Raw genomic sequence first — 15,970 nt, 5'->3', positions numbered from 1 at the left:
GCCAAACTAAACCATGGCCGCACTAAACACAATTATTGTTGACGATGAGGAATTTGCACGTTCATCATTGTACTTCTTATTGCAGGAAAACTGCCCGGGAGTGAATATCTGTGGGATTGCAAAGTCGGTAAACGAAGCAAGAGCCCTATTGCAGAGTTATGATGTGGACCTTATTTTTTTAGACATCGCTATGCCTGGCGAAAACGGTTTTTCATTGATTCCACAAGTACAAGAGGCAAACGCTACAGTTATTTTTACTACGGCTTATGACCAATATGCGCTAAAAGCCATTAAAGCAAACGCTATTGACTACCTTTTAAAACCCATTGATATTGAAGAATTGATTGCGGCCGTAGAAAAAGCCACCAAATATCAACAGCTTAACCAAGCATTGCTCCAAAATACTGGTCTTAAAAATCTGGAAACAGAGCTAAAAGAACAAAAGGGCATCAATAGATTAACCTTACCTAGCGGTCAAGGTTATCGTTTAGTAGATGTTGACGATATCATCCATATTGAAGCGGACAGCAACTACTCCATCTTCCACCTCAAAAACAAAGAGAAAATAACCGTTTCTAAAGTATTAAAGGATTATGAAGAGATACTTCCTGAAGAGCGATTTTTCAGAATCCATAAGTCAAGTATCGTGAACCTTAAATACGTAAAAGAATACAACAATAAAAATGGCTTGGTATTGCTGCTAGAAAATGGAGAATCTCTCGTGGTATCAAGAAGACGGGCTAGTGATTTCTTTGAAAAAATAAAAACCTATGCACTACTGCAAAGTGAAAAATAAATCTAAAATATGGCTAATCGGCTTTTTATTGATTGTCGTAAATAGCTTAAACACCTTTGCTCAAACGGTTTACCTTCCTCACTATAGTACCAAAGATGGTTTGCCTAGCAATAATTGTTTTTATATGCTACAGGACCACAAAGGCTTTATATGGATTGCCACCGATGCTGGGGTGAGTAGATTTGATGGTGCTGTTTTCGAAAACTTTTCAGTAGATGACGGTTTGCCAGACAATCAAATTCTACAATTAAGGGAAGACAGTAAAGGCCGTATTTGGTTCATGGCACTTAATGGCCAATTAAGTTTTTTTCTGAATGGTAAGATTCATAATGAAAAAAATAATCCCAACTTAAAGGATTTGAGCTTTAATGGTGTAGTTGTATCTTTTTTGGAAGATAGTAAAGGAAGATTATGGTTTGGCACCAACAACAACGTTATTGGCATTTGGGACGGTGTAAAAACCAGTAAAATGGAATCCAAGGATGCTCATTTTAAATATCAAAATGCCTACCTCTATGAAGACCAAAGCAACAATATCAAGGCATTCACCAATAATGCCGCATTTCTCTATAAAAATGGAAATTTTATACGAACTCACCAACAGCACTATCCCTTATCTTATAAGACGATCTATCAACGCAAAAAAGACATTTATTTTTTGGATAAGGAAGGCTTGAATCATTTAAGCAACACTAGCATTCATAAAATATTGGACATTGACCAAAAGTTACTGGCATCTAATTTAGGTTATATGTATATAAATGATAGCGAGCTTTGGATTTGTAACGAAACAGGTGTTAAGGGAATGAGATATGATGGTAGAAGCATCAGCTTTTTACAGGGGGTTAATGTAAACCAAGTGATTGAAGACAGACAGGACAACCTTTGGTTTACTACTAAAAATGGCATCTATAAACTTCCTCAGCTCAAAGACCAACTATATACTTTCAACCGAGAAAATGGACTAAATAACAGCATGATCAAAAGTATTGTAAAGGACAAGTACAATCGATTATGGCTGGGGACCAACAATGGGACCATCAACATCCTAAATCTAAAAACAAAAACTAGTGTTCAGATTAATTTACCTAATCCAGAACAGTACAACGTTATTAAGCAATTGGTGCTCGACAAAAAAAATGATAAAGTTTTTTTCGCTTCAGATTATGGTTTAGGATCTGTAAATAGCAATTATCCTACAAGCAAAGATTTCAGATTTTTACGAGAGACAAATAACAACATGTTTGTGGTCAAAAATTTCGCCATCGATACCACATCCAAACTTACGCTGTCCATGTCTTCGGGTGTGGTGATCATCAACGACAGAAACAAACTGGAATTTTCCGTTTTGAAATACAAAGAGCAGCAAGATTTTTTCAGGGACCGTTCTTATAGGGTGTTCTATGACAAGGGACAAAACTTATGGTTCTCCAACATTAGTGGGCTGTCGGAGTTTAACCACAACAAATTGAACAAACATTATGAAAAATATCCGCTGTTAACCAAAAGAATTAACGACATGCGCCAATTATCTGATGGCAGCATCGCTATGGCTACAGATGGCTATGGGATTATTATCTTTAAAAACGGGAAAATTACGCAACTTATTGATTATAAAAGAGGGCTGAGCAATAACATCATTAACAAGCTATTTGTACGGGACAACAATCTTTGGGCAATTAGCAATACAGGAATCAACAGAATATCCTTTAACAAAGGTAAAGCTACCGTTAGTGCCTTTGATGATGTGAATGGTATCTTATCCGACAATTTGAATGACCTGTATATTGACAAAGACACCGCCTATTTTGCTACTAATAACGGATTGGTTTATTTTGCCTACAATCATTTGCTGCAAGCTTCCCAAGCACCAAAAGTTTACATTACCTCTGTAATCAATGATAAAAAGTCGCTTGACCTAAATAGTAGTTTTAAGCTAAAACCTATCGAACAGAGTTTAATCATCAACTATAGCGCTATCGATTTTAACAGTAAGAATATTAGTTACAGGTATAGGCTAAAAAACGAAGGGAACTGGATTGAGACCAAAAATCGCAGACTGGAACTTTCGTCGCTTGAACCGGGCGAATATATTTTTGAGGTAAGTGCAAAAAACCAGAATAGTCATTGGAGCGAGCCCGCTAAAATTAAACTGGTTCTGCAAAAGAAATTTTATCAAACCTGGTGGTTCATTGGAATTTTGTTAGTACTTGGCGGTTATCTCATTTATGTAATCAGCGTAACCATCACCAGGAGACAAAAAAACAAGGAACAGGAGCAATTATTACTGAAAAATAAAATATTGATGTTGGAGCAACAGGCTTTACAGGCTATGATGAACCCACATTTTGTATTCAACGTGATGAATTCTATCCAGCATTTCATCAATACCAAAAATACTTCTTCGGCCAATAAAGTGCTTACGGGCTTTGCTCGTTTAATTAGAAAAAATCTAGAAATCTGTACACAGAGTTATATTTCTTTGGAAGAAGAAATCAACTACCTTAATCTATATCTCACCTTGGAAAAAAATCGCTTTGGAGAGAAATTCCATTTCGAAATCCATGTGGATCCACAAATAGATAAGGAAGAAACGCAAATTCCTTCGATGTTGCTACAGCCATACATCGAAAATGCAATTTGGCATGGCATTATGCCTAAAGAGGAAGGAGGAACGGTGACCATTAACATCAGCGAACAAAACGACGAGACTTTGCTGATCAGGATTATTGACGATGGCATAGGCATAGACAATTCATTAGCAGCCAAAAAAGAGGGACATCAGAGCAAGGGCATGGATTTAACAAAAGAACGAATCAATCTATTAAACAAAATTGAAGCAAAATCCATACAACTGGACATTAAACAGCACGGAAAAACAGGCACTATCGTATCCATCTCTATCCCATTCAACTCTTAAAATACCGTTTACTCAAATATTACTACCACTCACTAAATAAGCGTGCATCTTAGGCTTTTTTGTATTAAACTTGTTTTAAGAAATTAAGCAAACATTAATTGTTTGTTCTGAGAACGTTCATATAGGATTGACAAAGATATTTTTTAACCTAACCTAAAAGTATATCTCAATTCAGGTTTCATTTGTGTGTTAAAAGCGTCCCGATTTTTTAATTAGGACGCTTTTTTGTTTTATGCCATTCTTAGTTTTTCTGCCTTCAAAAAAGTCTCGTAAAAAATTCAAAAAAAGTTTTCCAAAAATGGTTTTTATTCTATTTTTGAGCCTGCGAAAAAACGAAACAAACAACGCTGTTTTCCATTTTAAAAAAGATTTTTGTAACTTTAATTAGCGCATTTAACTTTCGAACTATTAACAATTTTTTGTGTAATGAAAACGCCAAAAAAACCTATTCAAGACAAGCCGACAGGCAAGCCAAATTCTAAGAAAGAAGAGATGGATGAAGAACTAGATGACGTCCAAGATGAGAAAAATGTAGATGAGGACGAAGATGACTTTGACATGCCTCTGGACGACTTCGACAATTTCGATAGTTATGACGACGATGATGACGAAGATTATTAAAAACAGTTTATAAACATTATCACAAAAAGCATCCTAAACAGATGCTTTTTGTTATTTTAGCCCCCGCATGAAAGTCTTAGCAGTTAATAACAATCAAACAAAAAAACAATTTCTTGATGTGGTAAATCATCTCTACCATAATGACAAAGCCTACATCAGACCTTTGGACCAAGATATTGAAAAGACATTTAACCCCAATCAAAATCCATTTTTTAAACATGGGCAATGCACCAGATGGGTGCTGTTAGACAACAAGGATAAAGTAATTGGAAGAGTTGCTGCTTTTATTAACGAAAAGAAGGCCTATGGCTATGAAGTTCCTACTGGCGGCATGGGTTTTTTTGAATGTATAGATGATCAAAATGCCGCTGATCTACTTTTTGATACTGCTAAAAATTGGCTAGCCGAACGCGGCATGAAAGCCATGGAAGGGCCAATCAACTTTGGCGAAAACGATACCTTTTGGGGATTGCTTATAGAAGGCTTCTCCCCTGCTTCCTATGGCATGAACTACCATTTACCCTACTACCTAAAGTTATTTAACAATTATGGGTTTGAGACTGCCTATGAACAGCTTACCAACATTGTAGACGTAAAGAAGCCCTTTCCAGAACGCTTTACAAAAATTGCAAATTGGGTAGCAAGTAAACCGGCTTATTCCTTTGAGCATTTCGACAAAAAAAACGCCGACAAGTACATTGACGATTTAATGGAAATATACAATGATGGTTGGAAGGATTTCGAAAATTTTGTTCCCATCAAAAAGGAAATACTGCAGGAAAGCTTCAAGCAGATGGAGGTGATTATGGACGAAAAATTAATCTGGTTTGCCTATTCAAATGGGGAGCCCGCATCATTTGTGGTAATTATCCCTGACGCTAACCAAATGATCAGAGGTTTTAATGGAAAACTGGGCTTATGGCAAAAATTGCAATTTGCCTATAGGCGTTGGGCGGGTGTAAATAGAATGCGTGCCATCGTAATGGGCACCAAGCAAACCTACCAAAAACATGGCCTGGAATCTTCTCTATTTATCAAATTGAAGGAGTATGTGTTGCCAAACAAGAAAAATTACGAAGAACTAGAGCTTTCTTGGGTTGGAGATTTTAATGAAAAAATGTTGGCCATTCATCAGGCAACTGGAGCCAGGTTTGGCAAGAAGCATTTGACCTTAAGAAAGAATTTTTAAGGCCGACTAAGGGCACGGTAAACCATTCTGTAAAACTATCGAAATAGTATTATAGACCTAACTTATCGTAAAGGTCAATGACCTTTTTTTGCAACTTCATTATTTCCGCATCCTTATCAGCGAGTAGTTTTTTCAACAAGGAAATCTCGGCCGTATTCTGTGATGATTGAAAGGTAGCAGGAATGTCCTTTGAAAGAACAGAAGCCACAGAAACTCCGAAATACTTTGCCATTTGAATTAAACGAGATAAATTAATATCTGTTTGTCCATTTTCAATTTTTGAAAGCGCGGCTACTGAAATACCCAATGCCTTGGCCACTTCAGTTTGCCCCTTTCCCTTCTCCAGTCGCAGCTGCCTAATGTTGCTTCCTACCTCCGTAATTAAGTGCTGACTGTCCAAAATATAAACTAGTTTGTTTTTAATTCACTCGCCAATTTAGGCAAATCAAGTCCTGCGTAAGTACCCGAGCTCATTAACAGCAAGTTAGTTTGATGATAATTAAGACTTTTCAAATAAGCTTCTAGCTTAGCCGAGTCGTCAAAAAATAACAGTTTATCATCTTCAAAGGCTTCCTTAATATCCGCTTCGGTTAACGGCTGCATTTTTTTCTGCTCAAAAGTCTTTGCATCGATGTAAACAATCGCCAAATCAGCATCTTTCATTGCTCCGCTATACTCCTTTAAAAACTGCTTGTTCAAACTACTAAAAGTATGTAATTCCATCAGTGCTACCAATTTTCTATCCGTAAACTGTACCTTAACGGCATGAATCGTCGCTTTTAGCTTAGACGGCGAATGGGCAAAATCCTTATAAACATTGGTTTGGTTTACAGCACTCACCAGTTCCAATCTTTTAGCTGCACCAGCAAAAGAAGCGATGGCTGCATTGAATCCTTCCTCTGTAATACCTAGTTTAGTACAAACTTGCTTTGCTGCATTTAAGTTCATTAAATTATGATCTCCAAACACATTTAACGGCGTTTGTTGAGGCAACAAATAGGTCACCCCATTTCTTACTTCATGAAGCGGAACACCATAAGGAATCTTTTCCACATCGGCCGTCGATTTTAATACTGTTTGATTTAACCCCTCATCTACTTCACAATAAATCAAAGTACCTTTTGGTGTAATCGTTTCTATAAATTTGGCAAACTGCTCTACATAGTCGGCAAAGGTTGGAAATACATTGATATGGTCCCAAGCAATACCACTAATTACCGCAATATTGGCGTGATATAGATGGAACTTTGGTCTTCTATCAATCGGTGAAGCCAAATACTCGTCGCCTTCAATCACCATAATAGGGGCTGCATCAGTAATTTTCACCATGGTATCAAAACCAGCCAACTGAGCACCAACTAAATAATCGAAATCCTTTTGATGATAATTAAGCACATGCAAAATCATAGAAGTAATGGTCGTTTTACCATGACTTCCTCCTATCACTACTCTAACTTTATCTTTTGATTGCTCATAGATATACGCTGGGTAAGAATAGATTTTTAATCCCAACTCTTGCGCTTTCAGTAATTCAGGATTATCTACGCGAGCGTGCATCCCCAAAATGATGGCATCAATATCTGGCGTAATACGACTTTCATCCCAACCCATTTTGGCTGGCAGCAAACCATATTTATCCAGGCGGCTTTTAGAAGGCTCGTAAACCACATCATCTGAGCCACTTACTTTAAAACCTTTTTTATGTAGTGCTATCGCTAAATTGTGCATTGCAGCACCACCAATAGCTATTAAATGTATCTTCATAAACCCTCCTAATCTCCCTAAAGGGAGGAAATTATTTTCAAATCTTATAAACCTAATACCCCCCTTTAGGGGTTGGGAGTTATTTCTTTACAAACTTTGCCGCTACCCAGTCGCCCATTTTTTTATGGTTTTGGTACAATAGGCCATATTGTTCGGCATGTGATTTAATGATGTCCAAATCTGGGGTTTCGTAAAAACCACTGAATAAAATCAATCCATCATGCTTGAGTACAGCAGCGTAGCTTTCTATCTGGTCTAAAAGGATGTTTCTGTTAATATTTGCTAAAATGATATCGAAAGTAGTTTGAGGAATTACTTCTTTACTACCATGTAGAGAAACCAAATTTTCGATATGGTTTAGCTTTGCATTTTCGATGGCGCTTAAATAGCAAACCTCATCATAGTCTATCGCCACAATATCCTTCGCTCCTCTTTTTGCAGCTAAAATTCCCAAAATAGCGGTACCAGCGCCCATGTCCAATACCGAAGCATCGGCTACATCAGTTTCAAGTACATATTGCATCATCATGGTAGTGGTTTGGTGATGTCCAGTACCAAAAGCCATTTTTGGATCAATCACTATTTCATATTGATACTGTGGCTGAGGTTCATGGAAAGTTGCCCTTACATAGCAATTATCACTAATGATCAGTGGGCTAAAATTCTTCTCCCACTCTTCGTTCCAATTTTGAGGTGCAATTTCCTGCACTTTATAACTAACTGCAAAATCCAGTTCTTCCACTACTTCCTTTAGCTTAGTCTCTTCAAATTGATCAGCAATAATGAAGGCATCGAAACCTTCTATAGAATCTACAAAGGAATCGAAGCCTATTTCGGCCAGTTGGCCAACTAAAAGATCTTGCTGGTATTCTTCGATCTGCTCGAAACTAAAACTTACCTGTATATAATCCATTAAGAATTTAATGCTTTAACAATGTCTGTAAAATCACGTGATTTTAATGAAGCGCCGCCAATTAAACCACCGTCAATATCGGCTTGAGCAAAAAGTTCAGGAGCATTTTTGGCATTACAGCTTCCACCATATAAAATCGTTGTATCATCGGCAACGTTCATTCCATATTTTGCTTCAACTTTAGAACGGATAAAAGCATGGATATCTTGTGCTTGGTCGGGCGTAGCGGTTAAGCCGGTTCCAATAGCCCAAACTGGCTCATAAGCTAATACCACTTTGCCGAAATCATCCGCACTTAAACCAAAAACACCTTCTTCAAGTTGGCTTTCGATCACGTTAAAATAACTTCCGTTATTTCTTTCATCCAAAGTTTCGCCAATACAGAAAATAGGTACTAAGTTATTTTTCAATGCAATAACGGTTTTTTCTGCCAATAGCTGATTGCTTTCCGCGAAATATTGTCTACGCTCTGAGTGGCCAATAATCACGTACTCTGCACCTGTAGATTTGATCATTTTTGCAGAAGTTTCTCCTGTATAGGCACCGTTTTCATTTTGATGGCAGTTTTGCGCACCAATTTTAACCACACCCGACGATAGTTGTGCTAGGCTATTCAAATGAATAAATGGAGAACAGATTACCGCAATTTGGTCGCCCTTTTTCTCGTCTCTTACCATGTTTACAATTTCAGAGAACAATGAAACTCCTTCATTGTAGTCGTTATTCATTTTCCAGTTTCCAGCAACTATTTTTTTTCTCATATCTATATTGGGTTTTAAGTTGTACGTTCCAAGTTATACGTGTATCGCAAACTTTAAAATCGTCATTCGTAAATCTAAAATTGTAATTAAAAGTGTCTATATTGTTTTGTCATTTCAAAGATGTGTGTGATGATTCCTCTTTCTATTTCGTCTAAAACCGTATCTCTACGCTCATAAACTTTCTCAGTGGTCTCCAACATCTTATCTAAAGCATATACATCAAAGCCATGAGAACCACCCCATGAAAAATCTGGGATGAAATTACGAGGGAATCCTGCTCCAAAAACGTTAGCACTTACGCCAGCTACCGTACCGGTATTGAACATGGTATTGATGGCACATTTTGCATGATCGGCCATAATCAAGCCGCAAAACTGCAATCCCGTTTTTCGGAAAGTTTCCTTATCATAATCCCATAAGCGAACTTCCGCATAGTTATTCTTCAAGTTGGAATTGTTGCTATCGGCACCAATGTTACACCACTGGCCTAATACAGAATTCCCCAAATAGCCCTCATGACCTTTTGACGAATATCCCCAAATCACGGCATTATTAATCTCACCTCCCACTCTGCTAAATGGACCAATAGTTGTTTTGCCATAAATTTTGGCACCCATTTTAACTTGAGAATCGTGACATAATGCAAATGAACCACGGATATGGCAGCCTTCCCAAATCTGACTATTTTTCCCCAGATAAATTGGACCTTGCAAAGTATTAAAGGTTGAACATTCTGCTGTTGCTCCCTCATCTACAAAAATGTTATCCCCCAAAATGGTATTAGTACTGCTTAACTTAGCAGAAGTTCTTCCTTTGGTCAATAACGCAAAGTCCTTTTGCAATTCAACATCATTATATCCGAAAATTTGTTCTGGATAGTCAATTTTCACAAATCCATCTAGATAAGCGACTCTTTCCAAGCTGCTCATTGCTGTATGATGAAGAATGCCAGATGATTTATAAGCAATCACCACATCAGCTGCATGTAGCACCTGTCCATCTTTTAAGTTTGTTATCGCATCTAACAACTCACCGTCAGGGCAAATTGAACCATTAATGAATAGTTCTGCCTCCAACAATGAATATTTCCTACTTAGATAGCCTTCTGTTTGGTAGCCAAATGCTACGTCAAGATATTTTGCCCATTTCTGCGCAATGGTCAAAATACCGACCCTTAAATCGGCTACAGGTCGTGTAAATGTTAGCGGCCTAAGTGTTAGCCAAGATTTGTCATCAAAAAGATTGATTGCCATAAGCAACAAAAATAAAAAAAGTCCCGGGCTTACGCTCGGGACTTTCAAAAAATATCTCTTTAGCTAAATTATTTTTTAGCGTAACGGTTTTTGAATTTATCGATACGACCTGCTGTATCAACCAATTTCATTTTACCAGTATAGAAAGGGTGAGAAGTGTGAGAAATCTCTAATTTGTAAAGAGGATACTCATTACCATCTTCCCATTTAACAGTTTCTTTAGTCTCAACACAAGATTTTGTTAAGAAAGAATAGTCGTTAGACATGTCTTTAAATACAACAAATCTGTAGCTTGATGGATGCAAATCTTTTTTCATAATCTATTTAAACTTTATTTTGAAACCCCAACGTTACTTTTGCAATTTGCTGGCAAACGATACGGATGGGCGCCTCTGATCTTAATCTTTATTTTTAGAGGTGCAAATATCTAGATTATTTTCCATATAAACAATATTACAAAAGAGATATTTTTTCAAATATAAATGATTTAAACTGAATGAACTGACTTACGACCATCAAAGCCCGTCCATTCTTGCAAAAAAGGCCTTTTTTAGATATCTTGCGAACTTACCTATTTCGAAAATCTTTAATTTTTATTCATGGAGTTATACTATTCGTTTTCTGTCCTCATCGTCCTAGCCTCATTTTTTTCCTATCTAAATTTGCGCTACCTAAAGCTTCCCTCTACTATCGGCATCATGATCATCGCGATGCTATCGTCAATAGTTTTGGTTATTACGGGTCATCTATTTCCTGATACGTTTACCCATTTTTCTAATCTTTTACGAGATGTAGATTTCACTGAAGTGCTGATGGGAGCCATGTTAAATTTCCTCTTATTTGCGGGAGCTATCCATATTAACCTAAAGGATCTAAAGGAACAAAGAGGTCCAATCGTTATTTTCTCTACGGTAAGTGTGGTCATTTCTACTTTCGTGGTCGGCGGACTGACATTCTACATCGCACCATTATTCAACCTTAACATTCCGTTTTTATACTGTTTGCTATTTGGGGCTTTAATTTCACCTACAGACCCCATTGCTGTAATGGGCGTTTTAAAGGAAGCCAAAGTAAAAAAATCGCTCGAAACCAAGGTAGCAGGCGAATCCCTCTTTAATGATGGTGTTGCCGTTGTAGTGTTTGCCGTGATTTTACAACTTACTCAAAGCAGTGACATTGACATTTCTTTTAGTAATATTTCATGGCTTTTGGTTAAAGAAGCAGCTGGCGGATTTATTGTAGGAGCACTGCTAGGTTTAGGTGCCTCAAACGCCATGCGTAAAATTGACGACTATAAAGTTTCTGTCCTAATTACTTTATCCGTAGTAATGGGCGGCTATCTAATTGCTAGAGCAATGCATATTTCTGGCCCTCTCACCATGGTTGCCGCTGGTATTGTGATTGGTAATTACGGAAAAAGAACGGCAATGTCGGCCACTACCAAAGATTATCTGAACAAGTTCTGGGAATTGATAGATGAAATTTTAAACGCCATTCTATTTCTATTTATCGGCTTTGAACTCTTAATCATTCCTAACATCACTAATTACTGGGTAATGGGTGGGATTAGTATTATTGTGGTACTTTTCGCCAGATTTATTTCTATCTACATCCCTGTTAAAGTTATTCCTTTTAGGAACAAATTTAGCAAGGGAACCATAAAAGTATTGGTTTGGGGAGGCTTAAGAGGTGGTGTTTCTATTGCCCTAGCCCTATCTATCGACGAAGGTCCACACAAACCGGTGATTTTGGCCATCACCTATTTTATTGTGGTATTCTCCATCATTGTGCAGGGGCTTAGTGTTGGCAAAGTGGCCACAAAAGCACTTTCGAAAGAGGAAGATTAATTTTAGCCAAAGATGCACAGCTGAATACAGCTTAAGACAGTTTAAGACTTACGAAGTTTTAAAAACTTCGTAAGTCTACACTTCGCAAGTCTACAATTTAAAAAGGAAGATTAAATATCCATCTTTAGATGCAACGTCCTTTAAGTTTCATTGTCTTATGTCGAAAAACTAAAAGATGAAAATTAAAGGAATTATGATTCTGCTACTTTATGTTTTTAATGTTAGCGCTCAACAAAAACAGCTCGATAGCTTATTTACATCAAATCTTAGGAAGGGAAGATTTGATGGCTCCATATTGATTACCAAGGGCGATAAAATCATTTTCGAAAAACAATATGGGCTTGCTAACAGGCAATTTAGTGTCCAAATAGACAAAGAAACCCGCTTCTCCATTGCTTCCATTACCAAACTGTATGCTTCGGTAATGGCTCTTAAATTAAAGGAACAAGGGAAATTAGACTTCAACAATACTATCGATGTTTATGTACCAACCTTATTGCCTAAGCACAACACAAAAATCAAAATCAAGGACCTTATTCATCATACTTCGGGTTTACTCAATGAAAAAATACCCGACTACATGGTGAAGCTGTCGCCTAAAGAATTCATCTCCAAAAGAATTAAAGACACCTTATTATTTGAGCCAGGAAGCAAATACAGGTATAACAACGTCAACTTTATTCTGCTAACCGCCATTTTGGAGCAAGTGTATGCAAAACCTTGGGCAACATTACTAGATGAGTTGATTTCGAAGCCCTTGAAACTTGAAAACACTGGAATAACCAATAGAGATTCAGTCATCCGCAACTTGGCATATGGTTACTATAACTATTCTTTTGGCAACGAAAAAGTAAAAGACCCATTACAGAACAATTACCCATTGTATATTGAAAATTATGCAGGTGCCGGCGCAATATTCAGCACTCCACGTGAGCTACTACAGTTTAGCCTAGCTTTGGAACAACTACAAATCATTAATAAGCAATCATTGACTGAACTTTACCAACCTTTAAAAGAAATTGGTTTAGTCGAAAGCAGAAATTATTATGTTTCTCCGGGAGGTTATGTGGGTGAAGAAACTATAGCAGGCAAAAAAATCAACATTATTGAGCGTAACGGCAATATTGGAGGCTTTAATCATACCTATTTACAGCTACCAAGCGCTCAATACAAGGTGATTATTTTTTGCAATACAGATGCTGGAAATCTGAAAAAGATAGCCAATGAAGCCATAGCCATTATTAACCGTTAGCGGGTTTGCTGTACTTATTCCAAATCTCTAGTTTAGCTTTCTGTCTTGTAATATAGGCATCAGCAATTACTTCTCCTGAACTGGCATTTTCGGCACTTTCCAGCAGCTTTTTAAGCTTATCCTGATCCACATCGGCACGATAAAGAATTTGCACCAATTTTGGAAAATCATCTTCCACCAAATATTCAAAAGCCCTTACTAGAGCTTCACGCAATTGGGTTTCGGATATTTCTTCAGGTAGCTCAAAATCTTTGCCTACCATTTTAGCTAAGGACATTTCACTCATCTGATTTCCTGGCAAAGTTCTATTAAAACACCATTTGTTGCTTTAGGATGCACAAAACAAATCAATTTGTTATCTGCTCCTTTTTTCGGTTGCTCGTTAAGCAATACAAAACCTTCTCTTTTCAACCTTTCCATTTCCGCATAAATATCGTCTACATCAAAGGCAATATGGTGTATCCCTTCCCCTTTTTTGCTTATAAATTTGGCAATAGCACTTTCCTCGGCAGTTGCCGCCAAAAGTTCAATCTTATTTTCCCCGACTTTAAAGAAGGCCGTATTTACATTTTCACTTTCAACAGTCTCCATTTTATAGCAATTTGTACCCAAAAGCTTTTCATATAATGCAGAAGCCTGCTTCAAATCGTTAACGGCAATACCAATGTGTTCTATCTTGTTCATAGATTTAAGGTTATCAGAATGTAAAAATGCAGGTTTTAACTATACCTTCATAGCTATTATTTATAATTGTTCGGAAAGTTTTTTCGTATCTTTGTATATTAATTAAGACAAGAATTAGATAATGGAACTTCCTATTTACTTAGATAATAACGCTACTACCCCTTTAGACCCAAGGGTTTTAGAAGCTATGTTACCTTACTTTACTTCTAAGTTTGGTAATGCAGCTAGCCGTAACCATGCTTTTGGTTGGGTGGCTGAAGAGGCAGTAGATTACGCCCGTGAGCAAGTTGCTAAATTAATTGGCTGTACAGAAAAAGAAATCATCTTTACTTCTGGTGCTACTGAAGCAGACAACTTGGCCATTAAAGGTGTTTTTGAAATGTATGCCGATAAAGGTAATCACATCATTACCGCTACTACAGAACATAAAGCTGTATTGGATACCTGCAAGCATTTGGAAAAACTGGGTGCAAAAATCACTTACCTAAATGTAAAGGAAGATGGCTTAATTGACCTTCAAGAGCTTGAAGCAGCAATGACTCCTGAAACCATTTTGGTATCTATCATGTATGGTAACAACGAGATTGGTGTAGTACAACCAGTGAAAGAAATTTCTGCCATTGCACACAAACATGGCGCTTTGTTCATGACTGATGCGACACAAGCTGTAGGTAAAATCCCAGTTGATGTAAATGCAGATGGCATTGACCTGATGGCTTTCAGTGCACACAAAATGTACGGACCAAAAGGTATTGGAGCTCTATATGTACGCAGAAAAGGACCAAGAGTTAAAGTTACCGCTCAAATGGACGGTGGTGGTCATGAGCGTGGCATGCGTTCAGGAACCTTAAACGTACCAGGTATTGTTGGCTTAGGTAAAGCTTGTGAACTTTGCCGTTTAGAAATGGACGAAGAAGCTAAGCGTTTATCTGCTTTACGTGATAAACTAGAAAGTGCGTTAACTCAACTTGAAGAAAGCTATGTAAACGGAAACGTAAATCACCGTTTGCCACATGTTGCCAACATTTCTTTTAAATATGTAGAAGGTGAAGGTTTAATGATGGCGATGAAAGATTTAGCTGTTTCTTCAGGCTCGGCTTGTACTTCTGCTTCATTGGAACCATCATATGTATTAAAAGCATTAGGCCTTTCTGATGATTTGGCACACTCTTCGATACGTTTTGGTTTAGGTAGATTTACGACTGAGGAAGAAGTTGATTATGCAATAGAAAATACCAAAAAAGCAGTAAACCACTTGAGAGATCTTTCTCCACTTTGGGAAATGTTTAAAGAAGGTATTGACTTGAGCAAAATTGAGTGGGCAGAACACTAAGGAGAGTTACGATTGTAGATTTACGAATTACGATTTGAAATAGACAATCATTAAATAAATTAAAGAATATCATATTTACGGTGGTAGAAATTCTAAAATCGTAAATCTAAAATCTAAAATATCATGGCATATTCAGAGAAAGTAATTGATCACTATACCAACCCTAGAAACGTTGGCACTTTAAATAAAGACAATAAAAATGTGGGTACTGGCTTAGTTGGTGCTCCTGAGTGTGGCGACGTAATGCGCCTACAAATTGAGGTTAACGACGAAAACGTAATTACCGATGCTAAATTCAAAACTTTTGGATGTGGTTCAGCTATTGCTTCGTCTTCATTAGCAACAGAGTGGTTAAAAGGAAAAACGATTGACGAGGCTCTAGCTATCGACAATATGGATTTGGTAGAAGAATTAGCTTTACCTCCCGTAAAAATCCACTGTTCGGTATTGGCTGAAGATGCAATCAAATCTGCTATTAACGATTACCGCGTTAAAAATGGTTTGGAAGCGTTGGAATTACCAAAATCGCACCACTAAAAAGTATTTAGTAGTTAGTATTTAGATATCATCGTTAAGTACCGACTGCTAAAAAAGGTAAAGATAATGGCAATAACTGCATATGTAGCTTGTCTAAATA

General features: G+C 37.3%; 16 protein-coding genes. 8 read left to right on the top strand and 8 right to left on the bottom strand.

Translation table 11 applies throughout. The features are described from left to right. The first annotated feature begins 13 nt into the window (after positions 1-13). The 4 genes from ABDV71_RS07895 (at position 14) to ABDV71_RS07880 (ending at position 5,526) form a co-directional block, all read left to right on the top strand. A complete protein-coding gene (locus ABDV71_RS07895) occupies positions 14-796 on the top strand; it encodes a LytTR family DNA-binding domain-containing protein (RefSeq protein WP_343531906.1) in 783 nt (260 codons plus the stop codon). Continuing rightward, the gene (locus ABDV71_RS07890; RefSeq protein ID WP_343531905.1) at positions 771-3,716 is read left to right on the top strand and encodes a two-component regulator propeller domain-containing protein; all 2,946 of its coding nucleotides are present in this window, start codon (positions 771-773) and stop codon (positions 3,714-3,716) included. The genes ABDV71_RS07895 and ABDV71_RS07890 overlap by 26 nt, the downstream gene beginning before the upstream one ends. Before the next feature lie 426 nt (positions 3,717-4,142). Continuing rightward, entirely contained in the window at positions 4,143-4,337 is a 195-nt protein-coding gene (locus ABDV71_RS07885) for a hypothetical protein (RefSeq protein WP_343531904.1), read from the top strand. Positions 4,338-4,404: 67 nt separating this feature from the next. Next, positions 4,405-5,526, top strand: a complete 1,122-nt coding sequence (locus ABDV71_RS07880; RefSeq protein WP_343531903.1) for a GNAT family N-acetyltransferase — start codon at positions 4,405-4,407, stop codon at positions 5,524-5,526. Between the two features lie 49 nt (positions 5,527-5,575). Here ABDV71_RS07880 and ABDV71_RS07875 read toward each other — a convergent pair whose 3' ends face one another. The 6 genes from ABDV71_RS07875 to ABDV71_RS07850 all read right to left on the bottom strand — a co-directional run bounded on the left by ABDV71_RS07875 (position 5,576) and on the right by ABDV71_RS07850 (position 10,534). Further along, positions 5,576-5,926, bottom strand: a complete 351-nt coding sequence (locus ABDV71_RS07875; RefSeq protein ID WP_343531902.1) for a helix-turn-helix transcriptional regulator — start codon at positions 5,924-5,926, stop codon at positions 5,576-5,578. An 8-nt stretch (positions 5,927-5,934) separates the two neighbouring features. Continuing rightward, positions 5,935-7,290 carry a Mur ligase family protein gene (locus ABDV71_RS07870; protein WP_343531901.1) on the bottom strand — a complete coding sequence of 452 codons (1,356 nt, stop codon included), beginning with the start codon at positions 7,288-7,290 and terminating at the stop codon, positions 5,935-5,937. Positions 7,291-7,369: 79 nt separating this feature from the next. Continuing rightward, positions 7,370-8,203 (bottom strand): 50S ribosomal protein L11 methyltransferase, encoded by an 834-nt coding sequence (prmA, locus tag ABDV71_RS07865; RefSeq protein ID WP_343531900.1) that lies wholly within the window; start codon positions 8,201-8,203, stop codon positions 7,370-7,372. Beyond that, entirely contained in the window at positions 8,203-8,964 is a 762-nt protein-coding gene (gene tpiA / locus ABDV71_RS07860) for a triose-phosphate isomerase (RefSeq protein WP_343531899.1), read from the bottom strand. The genes prmA and tpiA overlap by 1 nt, the downstream gene beginning before the upstream one ends. A gap of 86 nt (positions 8,965-9,050) precedes the next feature. Further along, complete coding sequence (locus tag ABDV71_RS07855; protein WP_343531898.1) at positions 9,051-10,217, bottom strand: putative sugar nucleotidyl transferase; 1,167 nt, start codon at positions 10,215-10,217, stop codon at positions 9,051-9,053. A 68-nt stretch (positions 10,218-10,285) separates the two neighbouring features. Continuing rightward, on the bottom strand, positions 10,286-10,534 hold the full coding sequence (locus ABDV71_RS07850; RefSeq protein WP_113646771.1) for a type B 50S ribosomal protein L31: 249 nt from the start codon (positions 10,532-10,534) through the stop codon (positions 10,286-10,288). Positions 10,535-10,816: 282 nt separating this feature from the next. Between ABDV71_RS07850 and ABDV71_RS07845 the strand changes: the two genes are divergently transcribed. Beyond that, on the top strand, positions 10,817-12,064 hold the full coding sequence (locus ABDV71_RS07845) for a sodium:proton antiporter (protein WP_343531897.1): 1,248 nt from the start codon (positions 10,817-10,819) through the stop codon (positions 12,062-12,064). 175 nt (positions 12,065-12,239) lie between these two features. After that, positions 12,240-13,316, top strand: a complete 1,077-nt coding sequence (locus tag ABDV71_RS07840) for a serine hydrolase domain-containing protein (protein WP_343531896.1) — start codon at positions 12,240-12,242, stop codon at positions 13,314-13,316. Here ABDV71_RS07840 and ABDV71_RS07835 read toward each other — a convergent pair. Both ABDV71_RS07835 and mce read right to left on the bottom strand, forming a co-directional pair. Then, complete coding sequence (locus ABDV71_RS07835) at positions 13,306-13,593, bottom strand: hypothetical protein (protein ID WP_343531895.1); 288 nt, start codon at positions 13,591-13,593, stop codon at positions 13,306-13,308. The two genes, ABDV71_RS07840 and ABDV71_RS07835, sit on opposite strands and share 11 nt — an antisense overlap. Positions 13,594-13,598: 5 nt before the next feature. Next, positions 13,599-14,000: a methylmalonyl-CoA epimerase gene (gene mce, locus ABDV71_RS07830; protein WP_343531894.1), complete on the bottom strand. Its 402-nt coding sequence runs from the start codon at positions 13,998-14,000 to the stop codon at positions 13,599-13,601. A gap of 121 nt (positions 14,001-14,121) precedes the next feature. Here mce and ABDV71_RS07825 point away from each other — a divergent pair, with 121 nt between their 5' ends. Next, a complete protein-coding gene (locus tag ABDV71_RS07825; RefSeq protein ID WP_343531893.1) occupies positions 14,122-15,333 on the top strand; it encodes an IscS subfamily cysteine desulfurase in 1,212 nt (403 codons plus the stop codon). 123 nt (positions 15,334-15,456) lie between these two features. Beyond that, positions 15,457-15,870 carry a Fe-S cluster assembly scaffold IscU gene (iscU, locus tag ABDV71_RS07820; RefSeq protein WP_343531892.1) on the top strand — a complete coding sequence of 138 codons (414 nt, stop codon included), beginning with the start codon at positions 15,457-15,459 and terminating at the stop codon, positions 15,868-15,870. Positions 15,871-15,970 lie beyond the last annotated feature (100 nt).

It is taken from the genome of Pedobacter sp. (genome assembly GCF_039594775.1).
GTDB lineage: Bacteria > Bacteroidota > Bacteroidia > Sphingobacteriales > Sphingobacteriaceae > Pedobacter.
The sequence above is the reverse complement of the archived record's forward strand: the minus strand, read 5'-3'. Positions and strand labels throughout refer to the sequence as shown.